This is a genomic window from Streptomyces sp. N50 (genome assembly GCF_033335955.1).
Classification (GTDB): domain Bacteria; phylum Actinomycetota; class Actinomycetes; order Streptomycetales; family Streptomycetaceae; genus Streptomyces.
In genome coordinates, this window is record NZ_CP137549.1 from 4,676,945 (window position 1) to 4,692,984 (window position 16,040).

The 16,040-nt window shown below is 71.3% G+C and carries 15 protein-coding genes; 9 read left to right on the forward strand and 6 right to left on the reverse strand.

From position 1 onward, the window contains the following. Positions 1 to 20 precede the first annotated feature (20 nt). The 3 genes from R2B38_RS20805 to R2B38_RS20815 all read left to right on the forward strand — a co-directional run bounded on the left by R2B38_RS20805 (position 21) and on the right by R2B38_RS20815 (position 3,254). Positions 21 to 1,364: a helix-turn-helix domain-containing protein gene (locus R2B38_RS20805; protein WP_318017570.1), complete on the forward strand. Its 1,344-nt coding sequence runs from the start codon at positions 21 to 23 to the stop codon at positions 1,362 to 1,364. A gap of 145 nt (positions 1,365 to 1,509) precedes the next feature. After that, the gene (locus R2B38_RS20810) at positions 1,510 to 2,472 is read left to right on the forward strand and encodes a permease (protein ID WP_318021749.1); all 963 of its coding nucleotides are present in this window, start codon (positions 1,510 to 1,512) and stop codon (positions 2,470 to 2,472) included. Further along, a complete protein-coding gene (locus R2B38_RS20815; protein WP_318021750.1) occupies positions 2,469 to 3,254 on the forward strand; it encodes a TIGR03943 family putative permease subunit in 786 nt (261 codons plus the stop codon). Before R2B38_RS20810 ends, R2B38_RS20815 begins: the two co-directional genes overlap by 4 nt. A gap of 20 nt (positions 3,255 to 3,274) precedes the next feature. Here R2B38_RS20815 and R2B38_RS20820 read toward each other — a convergent pair whose 3' ends face one another. Then, positions 3,275 to 4,057 carry a hypothetical protein gene (locus R2B38_RS20820; RefSeq protein WP_318017571.1) on the reverse strand — a complete coding sequence of 261 codons (783 nt, stop codon included), beginning with the start codon at positions 4,055 to 4,057 and terminating at the stop codon, positions 3,275 to 3,277. A gap of 599 nt (positions 4,058 to 4,656) precedes the next feature. On the opposite strand from R2B38_RS20820, the gene R2B38_RS20825 reads away from it, so the two are divergent. From R2B38_RS20825 to R2B38_RS20835, 3 genes are all read left to right on the forward strand, one after another. Next, entirely contained in the window at positions 4,657 to 5,352 is a 696-nt protein-coding gene (locus R2B38_RS20825) for a type 1 glutamine amidotransferase domain-containing protein (RefSeq protein WP_318017572.1), read from the forward strand. A gap of 273 nt (positions 5,353 to 5,625) precedes the next feature. Beyond that, complete coding sequence (gene thrS, locus R2B38_RS20830) at positions 5,626 to 6,861, forward strand: threonine--tRNA ligase (RefSeq protein ID WP_318017573.1); 1,236 nt, start codon at positions 5,626 to 5,628, stop codon at positions 6,859 to 6,861. A 120-nt stretch (positions 6,862 to 6,981) separates the two neighbouring features. Beyond that, positions 6,982 to 7,941 (forward strand): nucleoside hydrolase, encoded by a 960-nt coding sequence (locus tag R2B38_RS20835; protein ID WP_318017574.1) that lies wholly within the window; start codon positions 6,982 to 6,984, stop codon positions 7,939 to 7,941. Positions 7,942 to 8,016: 75 nt separating this feature from the next. Here the strand turns inward: R2B38_RS20835 and R2B38_RS20840 are convergent, their stop codons facing one another. Beyond that, positions 8,017 to 8,964, reverse strand: coding sequence for an LAETG motif-containing sortase-dependent surface protein (locus R2B38_RS20840; RefSeq protein WP_318017575.1), 948 nt, complete (start codon positions 8,962 to 8,964; stop codon positions 8,017 to 8,019). 166 nt (positions 8,965 to 9,130) lie between these two features. On the opposite strand from R2B38_RS20840, the gene R2B38_RS20845 reads away from it, so the two are divergent. Next, a complete protein-coding gene (locus R2B38_RS20845) occupies positions 9,131 to 10,783 on the forward strand; it encodes a glycoside hydrolase family 13 protein (protein ID WP_318017576.1) in 1,653 nt (550 codons plus the stop codon). 5 nt (positions 10,784 to 10,788) lie between these two features. Here the strand turns inward: R2B38_RS20845 and R2B38_RS20850 are convergent, their stop codons facing one another. After that, entirely contained in the window at positions 10,789 to 11,517 is a 729-nt protein-coding gene (locus R2B38_RS20850) for a DUF4142 domain-containing protein (protein ID WP_318021751.1), read from the reverse strand. Between the two features lie 283 nt (positions 11,518 to 11,800). Further along, the gene (locus tag R2B38_RS20855; protein ID WP_318017577.1) at positions 11,801 to 12,274 is read right to left on the reverse strand and encodes a carboxymuconolactone decarboxylase family protein; all 474 of its coding nucleotides are present in this window, start codon (positions 12,272 to 12,274) and stop codon (positions 11,801 to 11,803) included. Positions 12,275 to 12,477: 203 nt separating this feature from the next. Between R2B38_RS20855 and R2B38_RS20860 the strand changes: the two genes are divergently transcribed. Next, positions 12,478 to 13,179 (forward strand): DUF6445 family protein, encoded by a 702-nt coding sequence (locus R2B38_RS20860; protein WP_318017578.1) that lies wholly within the window; start codon positions 12,478 to 12,480, stop codon positions 13,177 to 13,179. Positions 13,180 to 13,489: 310 nt separating this feature from the next. Here R2B38_RS20860 and R2B38_RS20865 read toward each other — a convergent pair whose 3' ends face one another. After that, positions 13,490 to 13,921, reverse strand: a complete 432-nt coding sequence (locus R2B38_RS20865) for a VOC family protein (protein WP_318017579.1) — start codon at positions 13,919 to 13,921, stop codon at positions 13,490 to 13,492. A gap of 138 nt (positions 13,922 to 14,059) precedes the next feature. Further along, a complete protein-coding gene (locus tag R2B38_RS20870; RefSeq protein ID WP_318017580.1) occupies positions 14,060 to 14,551 on the reverse strand; it encodes a hypothetical protein in 492 nt (163 codons plus the stop codon). Between the two features lie 149 nt (positions 14,552 to 14,700). On the opposite strand from R2B38_RS20870, the gene R2B38_RS20875 reads away from it, so the two are divergent. Continuing rightward, entirely contained in the window at positions 14,701 to 15,981 is a 1,281-nt protein-coding gene (locus R2B38_RS20875) for a hypothetical protein (RefSeq protein WP_318017581.1), read from the forward strand. Positions 15,982 to 16,040 lie beyond the last annotated feature (59 nt).

Genomic DNA, 16,040 nt, shown 5'->3' on the forward strand with positions numbered 1-16,040 from the left:
TTACTGGCATCATTAACCGCATGGTGAGACGGGACGACCCGGAAGTCATCGGGCGCAGGGTCCAGCAGTTGCGGCACGAACGCGGGCTCACCCAGCGGCAGTTGGCCGAGCCCGCCTACACGCCCGCGTACATCTCCACGCTTGAGGCCGGCCGGGTCCGCCCCTCCGACGACGCGTTGCGCCACCTCGCCGAGCGACTCGGCGTCGCCTACGAGGAGTTGGCGACCGGCCGCCCCGCCCACCTCGCCACCGAACTCCGCCTGCGCCTCACCGAGGCCCAACGCACCCTGGCCACAGGGGAGTCGGAGGAGGCCACCAGGCAGTACGCCGACCTCTTGGAGGAGGCGGAGTCGCTGGGGCTGGCGGACGAGGAGGCCGTAGCACTGCTCGGGCTCGGCGAATGCGGCCTGGACACCGGCGACTTGACCGCCGCCCGCCTGCACTTCGAGCGCGCCGAGCAACGACTGGCCGACGAACCGCTCCCCGCCCGCGTTCCGGCGATCCGGGGCCGAGCGGTCGCCCACTACCTCACCGGTGAACTCCGTTACGCCGTCTACCTTTTGGAGTCGACGCTCGACGAGCTGAACCGGGGCGGCCTGCACGACCCCGACGCGCTGCTGCTGCTCTACGCGAGCGCGATAGGGCCGTACATGGACATGGGCGCGCACGCGAGGGCGGCCCAGGCGGCGGAGTTGGCGCTCGCGCTGGCGCCGCAGGTGGCGGACCCGGCGCTGCTCGCGCGGATGCACCGCTCGGTGGCGCGGACGCTGATAGCGGAGGGCAAGGTCGCCGAGGCGGACGCCTCCCTCGCCAAGGCCGCCGATCTGTACCGGCAGCTCCAGTTCCGTACCGAACTCGCCAACTGCCACTGGATGCGCGGCTATGTCTACGCCCAGGACGGCGAACTGGAGCGCGCCGAGGTCGAGTTGAGGCAGGCGCTGGCCATGCTGACGGCGAAGCGCGCGGCGCTGTACAGCAGTCAGGTCGCCGTAGAGCTGGCCGACGTACTCCACAAACGCGGCAAGTCCGACGAGGCCGCCGCCCTCCTCCACGACGTCCTCAGCGACCTCAGTTCCGAACGCGGCGCCCTGCACTCCGCCGCCGCCCACCGCCTCCTCGGCATCATCGCCGAGGACGCCCGCGACACGGACGCGGCCGAGGAGCACTACGTCCGCGCCCTCAGCCTCCTGGAACGCGCGGGCGCGGCCGGCGACCTGGCCGACCTGTGCCGCATGCTCGGCGACCTGCTCCGCCGCACCGGCCGGGTGGAGGCGGCCCTGGACGCGTACCGCACCGGCCTGGGCCACCGCACCGCCCCCGGCACGACGACCCTGGGCCCGGCCCCCGCACAGCCACCTCTTTGACAAATCGGGGATACCGCACAGCGCCGACGGTTACCGTGCGACGGACGAGTCGTAGCCGTAGTGGTGTGAAACGGGATGAGACAGGCGCGTGCGGGTGCAGAACGAACGGACGGTCGCCGACGGCCTGCGCCTGGCCGTACGCGCCATGGTCTACGCGGTCCTGGGCGGCGCGGCGCTGATCGCGATCGCGACTGTCGTCTCGGTCCTCGGCCCGATGGTCGCGATCGACCTCTACACCCCCGCAGTGGCGGCCTGGTGGACGGTCTTCACGGCGGTCGCCGTCCAGGGCGTCCCCTTCCTGCTGCTGGGCACGGTGGTGTCGGCGGCGATCGGAGCGTTCGTACCGGAACGGGTGTTCACCAAGCTCCTCCCCCGCAACCAGGCCCTCGCCGTCCCCATCGCGGGCGCGGCGGGAGCGGTCCTCCCCGGCTGCGAGTGCGCGTCGGTACCGGTGGCGAGCAGCCTGATGAGGCGGGGCGTGGCCCCGGCGGCGGCGCTGGCCTTCCTGCTCTCGGCCCCCGCGATCAACCCGGTCGTCCTGGTGGCGACCTCGATCGCGTTCCCGAACCAGCCGAAGATGGTGCTGGCCCGCCTGGTGGCATCGCTGGCGACGGCGGTGGTGATGGGGTGGCTGTGGGCGAGATTCGGCAGGGAGGAATGGCTACGCCTCCCGAAGCGGGCGCAAACGGCCGCCTCTTCGCCGACGACAGGCGTGAAGGCGTTCGTAGCAGGCCTACAGCACGACTTCCTCCACGCCGGCGGCTTCCTGGTCCTGGGCGCGGGGGCGGCGGCGACGTTCAACATCGCCGTACCGCGCTCGATCCTGGACATCTTCACGGGTTCGTCCTGGCTGTCGCTCCTCCTACTGGCCCTGCTGGCAGTGGTGTTGTGCGTATGCAGCGAGGCGGACGCGTTCGTGGCGGCCTCGCTGAGCGGCTTCTCCCCGGCGGCGAAACTGGCGTTCATGGTGGTGGGCCCGATGGTCGACCTGAAGCTCATCGCCCTCCAGGCAGGCACGTTCGGCCGCGCCTTCGCCTTCCGTTTCTCCTCGACGACGTGGCTGGTCGCGGTGGTCAGCAGCACGCTGGTGGGTTGGTGGTTGTTGTGAGGCGCTACGGCTCGGCGGTCCTGCTGTTGCTGATGGGCGGAGCGGTCCTACGGATCTCCCTCTTCAGCGAGCTGTATCTCCGGTATGTGCAGCCGGCGTTGAGGCCGTACCTGGTGGTGTCGGGGGCGCTGCTGATCCTGCTGGGTCTGGCAGCGGCGGTGAGGGGAATGCGGCAGAGGGAGCACGAGGAGGAGGGCGAGGAGGAGGGTGAGGAAGCGGAGGGGGAGGAAACGGAGGGGGAGGAGCACGCCCATGACCACTCCCACGCGCACTCCCACGGCGGCCCCCGCATCGCCTGGCTGTTGACGCTCCCGGCCCTGGCGCTCCTGCTGTTCCCTCCCCCCGCACTGGGCTCGTACAGCGCGTCACGCGAGGAGGCACAACGTGCGGCGCAGGGCGTGGGCACGTTCCCCGCCCTCCCCGCCGGAAAGGTGCTGGACATCTCGGTCGCCCAGTACAGCTCCCGCGCGATCTACGACACCGGCCACTCCCTCAAGGGCCGCACCCTCCGCATGACCGGCTTCGTCACCCACGGCTCAGGCGGCACCTGGTACCTCACCCGCCTCCTCGTCACCTGCTGCGCGGCCGACGCGACGATCAGCAAGGTCGAGATCCGGGGCGACGAAGTGGACGGCGCACCGCAGACGGACAGTTGGGTCACGGTTACGGGGACGTGGGTCCCCAAGGGCAAGCTGGGGACGGACGGGGCGTGGCCGCCGATTCTCAAGGCGACGGTCGTCAAGCAGGTGAAGGAACCGGCGGATCCGTACGACAAGCGGTGATCTGCGCCGCCCGCCGGTTCCTAGATCTGCACCCGCCCCTGCTTCTGCACGTCCGTGAGTCGCTGTGCCCCGATCTCCAGCGTCCGCTGTGTCGCGTCCGGCGGTACGTTCCCCAGGCCGCCGTTCGTGACGGCGATGGTGTCGTCGCCGATGCGGACGGCGGCGGTGTCGAGGGTGAGGGTGGACTGGTCGCCCTCGGGGGTGGTGCCGGTGAGGGTGAGGTGGAGGCCTTCGCGGGCGTCGCCGACGTTGGGGAGGGTGGCCTCGGTGACCGTCACGGTCTGGGTGCCGGAGCGGGTGGTCGTCGCCGTGAAGTTCGCGCACTTCTGGGGGAGGGTGCGGAGCCAGTCCAGGGTGCGGTTCACGTCCTTGGGGGCGAACGCGGCGACCTGGTAACGGAGTTGGGCCTCGTCGTCGGTGTCGTCCAGGGTGGTCACCGCCTGGGTGGTGGCGGGGGTGCCGAGGAGTTCGTCGGCGTAGAGGGCGTCCAGGAGGCGTTGGCAGTCGGGGGCCGCCGTCTTCGCCTTCAGCAGGGTGTCCCGCCAGGTCGCCGTGCCCTGGGTCGGGGTCCAGGGGGCGCCGAGGTCCGCGTCCGTGATCAGGGCGGACTGGGCCTGGGCGGGGGTGAGGACGGGGGCGGCGGCCGGGGAGGCATGGGCGGCGGGGGTCGTCCGCACGGCCGAGGGGGAGGGGGCGGTCGTCACCTCGTGCAGGATGGCCTCGTTCGCGCAGCCGGCCGCGGTCAGCGGGGTGCCCGCGGCGAGTATCGCGGTGAGGAGGACACGGGCCGGGGTACGGGTCATCGGGGGTCCCTCCTGGGGCGGGCTGTCCTGCGCGGGGTGCGTCCCCCAACGGCACCACCGCCCGCGCCTGCCCACCAGCGCGCCGGGCCGTCCGGGTGAGTACCAGCACGTCGGTCGAGGGTCGGGTGCGGCCCGGTGGGGGCTGGTCGCGCAGTTCCCCGCGCCCCTTAAAAGCAGGGCGTCAACCCTTAGGCCAACTCAAGCGCCACCCCCTAGGGGCGCGGGGAACTGCGCGCTCAGCCCCCACCGGGCCCGCGCACGAAATCCGCAGGGGGCTCGACGCTCAAGTCGCCCCAAGCGTCAGCCCCCCTAGGGGCGCGGGGAACTGCGCGCTCAGCCCCCACGGCGCCGCACCCGAAATCCGCAGGGGGCCCGACGCTCAAGCCGCCCCAAGCGCCACCCCCCCCAGGGGCGCGGGGAACTGCGCGACCAGCCCCCACCGGGCCCGCAGCCGACAGACCGCCAGGCGGCACGTGCCATCGGGAATCCAATACCGGTCATTCGAATCGTCATTGGCCGACCTTCCACGCCCCGCCTACTGTCGGAGACACCTCACCGATCCCGCACCTATCCCACGCCACCCCCCACTGGAGACCCCCATGTCGAAGATCCTCTTCGTGCTGACCGGCGCCGACCACCTCACCCTCGCCGACGGCACCCCGCACCCCACCGGATATTGGGCCGAGGAGGCCGTAACCCCGTACGAGGCGTTCAAGGCGGCCGGCCACGAGGTCGTCGTCGCCACCCCCGGCGGCGTCGTACCGCCGGTGGACCGCGGCAGCCTCGCCCCCGACTACAACGGCGGCCAGGAGAACGCCGACCGCGTAGCGGGCATCCTCACCTCGGCCCCAGAGTTCCAGCACCCGGTCAAGCTCACCGAGGTCGACCTCGCCGACTACGCCGCCGTCTACTACCCCGGCGGCCACGGCCCGATGGAGGACCTGGCCGTCGACGCGGACTCCGGCCACCTCCTCACCCAGGCCCTCACCTCCGGCAAGCCCCTCGGCGTGGTCTGCCACGGCTCGGCCGCCCTCCTCACGGCCACCGAGGACGACGGTACGAACGCCTTCGCCGGCCGCCGCCTCACCGGGTTCACCAACGCCGAGGAGACCCAGGGCGGCCTCGCCGAAAAGGTGAAGTGGCTGCTCCAGGACCGCCTCGTGGCACTCGGCGCCGACTTCCAGGAGGGCGAGCCCTGGGCCCCGTACGTCGTGGTCGACGGCAACCTCGTCACCGGCCAGAACCCGGCGTCCTCCGCCCCGGTCGCCGACGAACTCCTCAAGCAGCTCGGCTGATTGCGCTTGGCTGATTGCACTCGGCTGATTGAGCTCAGCTGATTGCGCTCGGCTGATCGATCGCGGCCGGTTAATTCCGTCGCCGAAGCCGCCGTACGACTGCTACGGTCCGCCGCATGAAGCGCGCCAAGCCGTTCCCGTCCTCCTGGACGACGACGCCGGACCCTGTCCCGGCGCGCTGACTGCTGACTCAAGTCGAAGCCCCGGGGCGAGTGCCCCGGGGCTTCGTCGTCGCCGGATTCCTCGCCCCGCCAGCCGTAGAGCGAGGAACCCATGAGCGAGAAACCCCCGTACGACCACCGCCGCCTCGGCCGCGAGCTCGGCCTCTTCGACACCGACCCCCTGATGGGCGCGGGCCTCCCGTACTGGCTCCCCGACGGCGCGACCGTACGGCACGAACTGGAGGAGTACGTAAGGGAGTTGGAGCGCGCCGCCGGCTACCGGCACGTGTACTCGCCCGTCCTCGGCAAGCGCGAGCTGTACGAGATCTCCGGGCACTGGTCCCACTACAGCGACGACATGTTCCCGCCGATGAAACTGGGCGCGGAAGAGGTCGTACTGCGGCCCAGCCTCTGTCCGCACCACGCCCTCATCTACCGGTCCCGCTCGCACAGTTATCGCGAACTACCCCTCCGTATCGCCGAGTTGGGCGCCATGTACCGCTCCGAACTCTCCGGCGTCCTCGGCGGACTCACCCGCGTCCGCGCCATCCAGCTCAACGACGCCCACATCTTCTGCACCCTGGACCAGGCCGCGGACGAGGCCCGAGCCGCCCTCGCCCTCATCACCCGCGCCTACGCCGACCTCGGCATCCGCGCCTCCCGCCACCGCCTCTCGCTGCCGGGGGAAGGCGGCAAGTACGTTGCGGATCCGGCACTTTGGCGGCGGGCCACCGCGATGCTGAAGGAGGTCCTCGACACCTCCGGCGTCCCCTACGAGTCCGCCGAGGGCGAAGCCGCCTTCTACGGCCCGAAGATCGACGTCCAGATCGAGGACGCGGCCGGGCGCGAGGCCACCCTCTCCACCGTCCAGATCGACTTCCACCAGCCCGAACGCTTCGACCTGCACTACATCGGCCCCGACGGCGCGAAACACCGCCCGGTGATGGTCCACCGCAGCGTCATCGGGAGCGTGGAACGGGCGGTGGCGCATCTGCTGGAGGAGCACGGGGGTGCCTTTCCGGCGTGGCTGGCGCCCGTGCAGCTGGTGGTGCTGCCGGTGTCGGACGCGCAGGCCGGGCAGGCGTACGACCTCCTCCGGCAAGCCGAACTCCGTGGCCTGCGCGCCGAGTTGGCCGCCCCCGACCAGGGCAGCCTCGGTGCCCGGGTCCGAGCCGCGCGCCTCGTCCCGTACCAGGCCGTGATCGGCGAACGCGAAGCCGCCGACGACCTGGTCGCCGTACGACTGCGGGACGGGCGGCGGATCGGGCCGCTGGCGCCCGCCGAACTGTTGCACCACATCGGCGCCCGGGTCGAGGCGCGCGGCACCGCGCTGTGGGCGGATGCGTAAGGTCACCCGTGAACTGCCTCGCACTGCCCTGAACTGGCTCAGCTGCGCTCGCACTGACTCAGCTGCCGTGCACTGCCTTGAACCGCCTGATCCGCCGAACCATCCCGAGAGGAACCTGACGTGACCGGTCAGCCCATCCCCGTGATCATCGACTGCGACACGGGGGTCGACGACGCCCTGGCGCTGCTGTTCGCCGTCCGACACCCCGGCCTCGACCTGCGCGCGGTCACCTGCGTCGCCGGGAACACCGATGTCGACCAGGTCGTACGGAACACGCTGATCGTCCTGGACCACGCCGGTGCCGGTGACATCCCGGTCGCGCGGGGTGCGGCCCGGCCGCTGATCGAGCCGGCGCGTTCGGCGGCGCACGTCCACGGGCAGGACGGCATGGGCGACATGGGGCTGCCCGACTCCACGCGTACGCCCGTCGACGTGGACGCGGTGACCCTGCTGCGCCGCGAGATCCTCGCCTCGCCCCGCCCGGTCACGCTCATCCCGACCGCGCCGCTGACGAACATCGCGCTGCTGCTGCGGACGTTCCCCGAGGTGACGGCCAACATCGAGCGGATTGTGTTCATGGGCGGCGCGGTGGCGGTCGGGAACGCCACGCCGGTCGCCGAGTTCAACGTGTGGCACGACCCCGAGGCGGCCGCGATCCTGCTCACCGCCGGGGTGCCGATCACGATGTATGGATTGGATGTGTTCGAGCGGGTCCAGGTACCGGCCGCCGACGTGCAGAGGCTGCGGGAGAGTTCGGAACCCCGGCTGAAGCTCGCCGGTGACCTGCTCGCCCACCGCGACCCGGCCGCGTCCGGTGACCCCACCCCCACCGGCGGCCTCGGCGACGCGGGCGCGGTCTGCGCGGTCGCCGACCCGGGCGGTCTCACCACCCGGCTCCTCCCCGTCGAGGTCTCCCTCGCCCCGGGGCCGGGCCGGGGACAGACGATCGTCGACCGGCGCGCGCGTCACGGCGAGTCCGAGATCCATGACGGCGCGCGTGAACAGGCCCTGGTGGACGTGGGGTTGGACGTGGATGTGGAGCGGTACGTGAAGTTGTGGCTGGAGACGGTCGAGGCGTAGAGGGGTAGGACGGCAGACGCCGGGCCGGGAACTTGTCCCTGCCCGGCGCCTCAACTACCGCCTGCCGAGCGGAGGTTACGAGTGCGAAGCGCGCCGACGACGAGTGGCGACCACGATCGCCGCGCCGCCCGCGAGAAGTGCCGCCGCGCCGCCGACGATCGCGCCGGTGTTGCTGCCGCCACCGGTCTCCGCCAGGTCACCACCGCCACCGCCGTTGGGTGAGGGCGCCGCCGCGGGAGTGGTCGACTCAGAGGTGGCCGGGGTCGGGGTGGCGGACTCCGGGGTCGACTCGGAGGCGCTCGGGGTCGGGGTCGGGGTCGAGGAGTCCGAGGCGGGCGGGGTGGACTCCGGGGCCGACGGGGGGACCGAGGCCGGGGCCGAGGGGGACGGGGGCTGGGACTCGGTGGTCGTGCAGTCCTTCGTGCCGCCGTTCCAGGCCGCGATCAGCTTGTCCTTGATGACCGTGTGGTCGGGGCCCTTGGGCAGGTCGCCGTGGACGAGGCCGTCACCGGCGGCGGGCTTGCCGTCGAACTTGACCGCGCCGCGGTAGAGGTCGATCTGCGCGAAGCAGCCCTCGTCCGGCACCGCGATGTCGAGCGAGTCGGTCTGGCCCTTCTTCACGGTCACCGTGTCGAAGTCGACGAAGACCTGCTGGCCCGAGGTGGCGAAGGTCGGGCCGTGGGCGATGTACGAGGCGAGCGAGGCGGTGCAGGTGGACGCGTCACCGGCGGTGCGGACCTTGATGTGGATCTTGCCGTCGTCCGTGGGCTTCAGGTTCTGGTCGTCGACCTTGACGGAGGGGAAGAAGTCCGTGCCGTTCAGCGAGAACTGGCAGCCCTCGGTCTCGGTGACCGTGCCGGCACCGGAGCCGGGCCGGTAGTGGCCACCGGACTCCCAGCCGTCACCGCCACCGCCGTGGGCATAGGCGCCGGAGGCGGCGCCGACGGAGGCTGCGGCGAGGGCGAGGGAGGCGGCGCCCGTCCCCAACAGGCGACGCACAGTGACACGACTCGCTATGGACATACTTATCCCATCTTGGCCTGGCGAAGGGCAGAGGAGTGGAGGAGCGGAGCAGCTTGGAAACACCGGGCCCATTGGTCACATGCGCCACAGCGTGTGCACATCGTGGGTCTACCGGAAGTTGACTGTCAACTTCCGTCAGCGCAGCGGGAATTCATAAGGAGACCACGTGACCGACCTGTCCTCCCGTGACCCGGACTGGTGGCGTCAAGCCGTCGTCTACCAGGTCTATCCGCGCAGTTTCGCCGACGCCGACGGTGACGGACTCGGGGACCTCCAGGGCATCACCCAGCGCCTCGGTCATCTCGCCGCGCTCGGCGTCGACGCGCTCTGGCTCAGCCCGTTCTACCCGTCCGAACTCGCCGACGGCGGCTACGACGTCGCCGACTACCGCGACGTGGACCCACGGCTCGGCACCCTCGACGACTTCGACGCGATGGTCGCCGAGGCGCACCGGCTCGGCCTGAAGGTCATGGTCGACATCGTGCCGAACCACACGTCCCGGCTGCACAGTTGGTTCCAGGAGGCGCTCGCCGCCGCGCCCGGTTCCGCCGCCCGCGACCGTTACGTCTTCCGGGACGGACGCGGCGAGGACGGCCAACTCCCGCCCACCGACTGGCCGTCGGTGTTCGGCGGCAGCGCATGGCGCCAACTCCCCGACGGGCAGTGGTACTTGCACCTCTTCACCCCCGAACAGCCCGACCTGAACTGGGACAACGAGGAGGTCCGGGAGGACTTCCGCAGCACGCTCCGCTTCTGGTCCGACCGGGGGGTCGACGGTTTCCGCGTCGATGTCGCCCACGCCCTCGCCAAGGACCTCACCGAGCCGCTCCGTGACGTGGGCCCCATCGCGGCGAACTCCGAGGACGTCCTCGACTCGATCCCGCCCGGCAGCCACCCCTACTACGACCGCGACGCGGTCCATGCGATCTACCGCGACTGGCGGCGTACGGTCCTCGACACCTACACCCCGCCCCGCATGGCGGTCGCCGAGGCCTGGGTACCGGCCGCCCGCCGCGCCCTGTACGCCCGCCCGGACGAACTCGGCCAGGCCTTCAACTTCGAGTACCTGGAGGCGGGTTGGGACGCGGAGCAGCTGCGTGAGGTGATCACCGGTTCGCTCGCCACGGCCCGCGCGGCGGGCGCCTCGGCCACCTGGGTGCTGTCCAACCACGACGTCGTACGCCACGCCTCGCGCCTGATGCTGCCACCGGGCACGGACCCCAACACCTGGCTCCTGTCGAACGGCCACACGCCACCGGTCGATACGGCCGCAGGCCTGCGCAGGGCCCGCGCCGCGACCCTGCTGATGCTGGCGCTGCCCGGTTCGTCGTACGTCTACCAGGGTGAGGAACTCGGTCTGCCCGAGGTCGCCGACCTGCCCGTCGAGGTCCTCCAGGACCCCATCTGGGAACAGCAGGGCCACACCCACAAGGGCCGCGACGGCTGCCGGGTACCGCTCCCCTGGACGTCGACCGGTCCGTCGTACGGCTTCGGGGCGGGGCCTGCGTGGCTGCCGCAGCCGGCGAGCTTCGCGTCGTACGCCGTGGAGGCACAGGACGGGACGGAGGGCTCGACCCTGGAGCTCTACCGCACGGCGTTGCGGCTGCGCCGCAAGCTGCTCGAAGGGGAGTCGCTGACCTGGGCCCCGGACAGCCCGCCCGGGGTGCTGCACTTCGCGCGCTCCGACGGCTGGCGCTGTGTCACCAACCTGTCGGACGTGCCGGTCGCCCTGCCGCCGGGGGAGGTGCTGCTGAGCAGCGAACCGGCGGCGGGCGGCGGTGAGTTGGGGCCGGACACGACCGTGTGGCTGGGGGTGTAGCGGGGTCACCCCACGGTCGGGGTCTGGGTGGAGCTGGGTGACGCCTCGCCCGGGAGGACGGGCGGCTGGGTGGTGCTGTTCACCGGTGGGGTGAGCACCACCTCCGGCTGGCCCGCGGGCGGGGGCGGCGGGGTCAGGTCCACGGCGGGCAGCTTCGGCGGGGTCGTCTCCTGGAAGAGGACCTGGCTGAAGTTGACCAGTCCGGTGTCCTCCATCACGGTGATGTGGTCCAGGACCGTCGCGTTGGCCTGGTTGGCCAGGACCCGCACCAGGGTGTTCTCGGTCGTCCCGCGGATCTTCGCGATGGTGGCGAAGATCGAACCGTGCGTCACCCGCAGGATGTTGGCGAAGTCCGTGTCGAACTGCTTGCCGCTGTCGCCGTTCAGGGTGTTGATGAACCCCTGCTGCTGCGGGCTGGGCTGGTTCGGGATCGTGATGTTGAGCATGGGGGCGATCTTGCGGACCGTGGAGTCCAGCGCCGCGTGCCCGTCGATCAGGTGCTTGCTCGCGGTGATGACCGCCGGGCTCGCCCCCTTCTTCAGTCCCATCTGGCCGACGGGGTACTCCCACAGCCCTGCCGCGCGCACCTTGACCACGAAGTCGCGGTCGGCCTCGGTCAGCGGCCCCCACTGCGTGTTGGCGATCACGCGAGCGGGAGCGCTGGAGACCGTGGTCACGCCCAGCATTGCCGGATAGGCCAGGGCGACGAGGGTCAGGCTGAGGGCACCGCCCACAACCATCGTTCCCGTCGCGTTCCGCGAAAAGCGCACCGTACCTCCTGTGTCGTGGACCGCCCGTCGGCGGTACGGACAGTCAGAAGTACGGATCCGGGAAGCGCGCGAAGTCTTTGGTTTTGGTAAAGCCCGAGTGGGGCGCGTCACAAGTGACGGACAGCAACTCCGGTTGCCAACCGGGTCGTCGTGGCTGCCGTACCGCCGCGGCACCGGCCCTGGCACCGGCACCGGCACCGGCACCGGCACCGGCCCTGGCGTTGGCGGCGCCGCTCCTCGGCCCGCGTCAGGCGAACTGACCTGGCTGGTAGTCGCCGGCGGGCATCGTGAGCATGACGTTCATCCGGTTGAAGCTGTTGATGAGGGCGATCAGGGAGACGAGCGCCATGAGCTGTTCCTCGTCGTAGTGCTTGGCGGCGTTCGCCCACACGTCGTCCGACACCCCGCCCGCCGAGTCCGCGATCCGGGTCCCCTCCTCGGCCAGCTCCAGCGCGGCGCGCTCCGCCTCACTGAACACGGTCGCCTCCCGCCAGGCGGCGACGAGGTTGAGCCGCACCGCGCTCTCACCCGCGGCGGCCGCGTCCTTGCTGTGCATGTCGGTGCAGAATCCGCACCCGTTGATCTGGCTCGCCCGCAGCTTGACCAGCTCCTGAGTGGCGCCGGGCAGTGTCGAATCCTCGATGACCTTGCCCGCGGCGATGAAGTGCTTCAGCGCCTTACCGGCGAGCGGACTGCCGAAGGGGTTCAGTCGAGCACCCATGGTGGGCTCCTCTGTTCTGTCGTGGCTGGTGGTTACACAGCACTGACGGAACGGGCCCTGGGAATGTGACAGGGGTGGGTGTGAGCTGGCTCTCGCCGTTCCTGATCCACCCCCTGGCCTTGACCTTCAACTACCCGTCGTTGACGGAATGTTGACCGGTGTATGGCACAGCATTGGCGAACCCCCGCTATACGTTCGGCCCCATGCCCCCACTCCCCCCACACCCCCAGCAGCGGGCCCGCCAGCAGGCCCCTCTCCCCGTCCTCCCGTACCGCAAGCCCACCAAGGGCCGTGACTACTGGGTGCTGAACGACGTGCTTCCGGATGTGGATGCCGTACGGGAGCGGTGTCTCGCGAAGGACGACTGGGTCAAGGGGTATCCGTACACGTCGGAGACCTGGCCGGGGCTGCGGACCATGCCGGGGCTTGAGCCGTCCGAGATGGGGCGGATCGAGCGGCTGGTGAAGCAGGCCACCGGGGCCAAGGAGTTGTGGGTGCAGAAGGCGCCCGGGGGCGGGACCCTCAACCACAACTGCATCCAGGTCGTGGGGGAGGGGGAGAGCGAGCCCCGGCCGCACACCGACTCCCGGTCCCTGTGCCGGTACGCCGCCGTGCTGTACCTCAACCCCTCCGTGCCGAAGGACTGCGGGACCAGTTTCTACCGGCAGCACCTCCCGGGCGGACGGCTCGGCGGCAACGTCGTGCAGGCCCCGCACAACAACCTCGTCGAGGCGCTGGGTACGCGGTTCGTGGCGCCGGACGCCTTTGAAGAGGACGTGCGCGTGCCGCACAAGTACAACAGCCTGCTGCTCTACCACGCCAACCTCGTGCACAGCGCGACCGGTTACCACGGCAGCACGCTGGAGGAGAAGCGGATGACCGCCGTCTTCTTCTGGATGGCCTGACCCCAACATCCCCGTTCCTACGCCGAGCGTGTCCGCCGTCAGGCGGGCTGCGTAATGTGGCTGCCGACCGCCGGTGCCCTGGCAGGCCACCTGGCACGGATTCCGGCGCGGTCCAGTGAGGCACTCGCCAAACACCTTGCGGACGCGGCCCCTTGGGGTGCGAAGGTGACGGTCGGGACGGAGGGCGCCGGCTCCCCGTTCCGCGCGGCCGCCGACGGCCCGGCGTACACCGTGCTCGGCACCGCGATGGAGCAGGTCCACGGCAGACCCCTCGCCTTCCTCGGCCGCACGCGGCGGCACCGAGGACGCGTCAACCGGTCGCGACGGACGTTCCGCCCCATTCCTCCGGGGCGACGTCGGCGAGCGTCTCCGAGAAGGTCCACCGGTGGCCCGCGAGGTCCTCGGCCGTGTACTGCCGTTCGCCGTACTCGAAGTCGGTCGGTTCCATGATGATGCGTGCGCCATGGTCCCGGGACCGCTCGTAGTGGGCACCGACGTCCTCCACCCGGACCGTCACCGCGTGGGTGACCTCGCCGGGGCGCGGCGGGCGGCGGTCATGCCCCACGTCCGCGACGATCACCGCACCGTCGCCGAACGCGAGCTGTGCGCGGTGGTCCTCCCCGATCCGGACCCGCTCGGCGAACCCGAAGGCCGCACCGAGCCAGGCGACCGCCTCGCGGACATCGGGATAGACCAGGACGGGGATGACCGTCGACGCCGGAATGGAGCGATTCGGCTTCATGGCTGGCTCCCGTCGTTCTGGCCGCGCCGCGCGGCTGACGTACGTACGCACCGGCGGACGCGGAAGAAGGCCGTCCCGCCTCGGCCTCAATCTACGCCCGAGGCAGGCGGGACTTCGCGGACACGGCCTAGTACTGGCCTAGTACCGCAGCGCCGTCCCGACGTCGGCCTTCACACCGCCCGACAGCTTGCGGTTGCTGCGGGCGGTCGCCGTGGCGGACTTGTGGGCCGGGACGTGGGAGACGGTGACGACGACGGTGTCGAGCAGATTGCCGCCCCCGTCCTTGAACTCCACCTGTACGGCGAAGGACTTGGCCGAGCCGGCGGTGTTGTCGACGGTGACCTCGGCGGTGCTGCGGCCGGCCGAGTCGGTGGTGGGGGCGGCGAGGTGGACGGCGTCCTTCGCGTCCACGCCGTTCTTGACGTCGTCGAGCTTGCGGCCGGCCTCGGCGGTGGCCGACGCGATCGCGCCGGTGGCCTGCGCGCCGACGGACGCGACGGCGGAGGCGGCCTTGCTGGCGACCGAGGCCGGAGAGCTGTCGTCAGAACAACCGGTCAACCCGGCCAGAGAGGTTAGGCCGAGGGCCACAGCTGCCGCCGCACCTACCGCAGCGCGCCTGTTCCGGGCCATGTCGCCTCCGTGGGTCGGTCGGGTCGTCCCTCCAGTGAAATTCCGATGCCGTACGGCCGCATGCCGGCGTCACCCGAACGGCGCGGCACTGCTCGCGGCCCCGGGCCATCGGGGATGCGCTGGGAGGCACACGCGCGGAGGAGGCAGAGGTGACGGAACTCGACCGGCTGCGGGCGCGGGTGGCCGAGCTGGAGGCGGAGCGGCGGCCGCGGCACCGGGTGCGTTCGCTGCTCGCCGTGGTGCTGGTGATCGTGGGGTGTGTGCTCGCGCCGCTCGGCGTGGTGGCCGCGTGGACGGCGGACACGGTGGGGGACACGGACCGCTATGTGAAGACCGTCGCGCCGCTCGCCTCCGACCCGGACATCCAGAACGCCGTCGCGAACCGGGTGACGTCGGCGGTGATGGACCGCCTCGATCTCACCGCTCTGCTGTCCGGGGTGGCGCCCGCCCAACGACCGCTGCTGGAAAAGGCGTTGGGGGCGCTGGGCGGTTCGCTGGAGGACTCGGTCCGCGCCTTCGTCCACGACAAGGCGCAGGCGGTCGCCGCGTCGCGCGCCTTCGCCACGATCTGGAAGGACGCGAACCGCCGTGTCCACAGCACTGTGGACAAAGCCCTGACCGGCAGCGGGGGCGGTGCGGTACGGCTCGACGACGGCGCGGTGACGCTCGACGTGGGGCCGGTGGTGGACCAGGTGAAACAGCGGCTGGTCGACGAGGGGATGACCGTCGCCGGAAAGCTCCCCGAGATCCACACGTCGATCACGCTCCTCAAGAGCGACGACCTCGACACGTACAAGACGTACTTCCGCCTCCTCCAACTCGCCGGTACCTGGCTGCCGTTGGTGGCCGTGCTGCTGGTCGCGGCGGGCGTCCTGCTGGCGCGACGGAGGCGGCGCGCGCTGGTGACGGGCGCGCTGGGCGTGGCCGCCGCGACGGCCCTGCTGGGCATCGCGCTACGGATCTTCCGCGCCGTCTACCTGGACGCCCTCCCGGCGGGAGTGTCACCGGGGGCGGCCGCCGCGGTGTACGACGCGCTGACCCGGTTCCTGCACACGAGCGTACGGATGGTCGTGGCGCTCGGCGTGGTGGTCGCGCTGGCCGCCTGGCTGACGGGCCCGGGCCGCCGGGCCGGTCTTGTACGGCGGCTGTGGACGTCCGGGATCGGCGCGGTACGGGCGGTGGCCGACGGGGCGGGGCTGCGGACCGGGCCGGTGGGGCCGTTCGTGCGCCGGTACCGGGCGTGGATCGGCTGGGTGCTGGTGGGCGGGGCGCTGCTGGTGTATCTGCTGTGGTCGCGTCCGACGGGGTGGGTGGTGGTCGGGCTGGGCCTCGCGCTGCTGTTCGCGCTGGCGGTGGTGGAGTTCCTGGCGGCGGAACCGGGTCCGGGGCCCGAACCGGGCGCCCCGTCGGGTGTCACCCGTATGGCGTAACCCCCCTGGTGGAGGGGGTGGGGCGGCCGGATGGTCGAAGCACCACACACCACAGAGAG

Coding starts and splice junctions, on each gene's coding strand:
- R2B38_RS20805 (WP_318017570.1), top strand. CDS start 21: ATGGTGAGACGGGACGACCCGGAAGTCATCGGGCGCAGGGTCCAGCAG.
- R2B38_RS20810 (WP_318021749.1), top strand. CDS start 1,510: ATGGTCTACGCGGTCCTGGGCGGCGCGGCGCTGATCGCGATCGCGACT.
- R2B38_RS20820 (WP_318017571.1), bottom strand. CDS start 4,057: ATGACCCGTACCCCGGCCCGTGTCCTCCTCACCGCGATACTCGCCGCG.
- R2B38_RS20825 (WP_318017572.1), top strand. CDS start 4,657: ATGTCGAAGATCCTCTTCGTGCTGACCGGCGCCGACCACCTCACCCTC.
- thrS (WP_318017573.1), top strand. CDS start 5,626: ATGAGCGAGAAACCCCCGTACGACCACCGCCGCCTCGGCCGCGAGCTC.
- R2B38_RS20840 (WP_318017575.1), bottom strand. CDS start 8,964: ATGTCCATAGCGAGTCGTGTCACTGTGCGTCGCCTGTTGGGGACGGGC.
- R2B38_RS20855 (WP_318017577.1), bottom strand. CDS start 12,274: ATGGGTGCTCGACTGAACCCCTTCGGCAGTCCGCTCGCCGGTAAGGCG.
- R2B38_RS20860 (WP_318017578.1), top strand. CDS start 12,478: ATGCCCCCACTCCCCCCACACCCCCAGCAGCGGGCCCGCCAGCAGGCC.
- R2B38_RS20865 (WP_318017579.1), bottom strand. CDS start 13,921: ATGAAGCCGAATCGCTCCATTCCGGCGTCGACGGTCATCCCCGTCCTG.
- R2B38_RS20870 (WP_318017580.1), bottom strand. CDS start 14,551: ATGGCCCGGAACAGGCGCGCTGCGGTAGGTGCGGCGGCAGCTGTGGCC.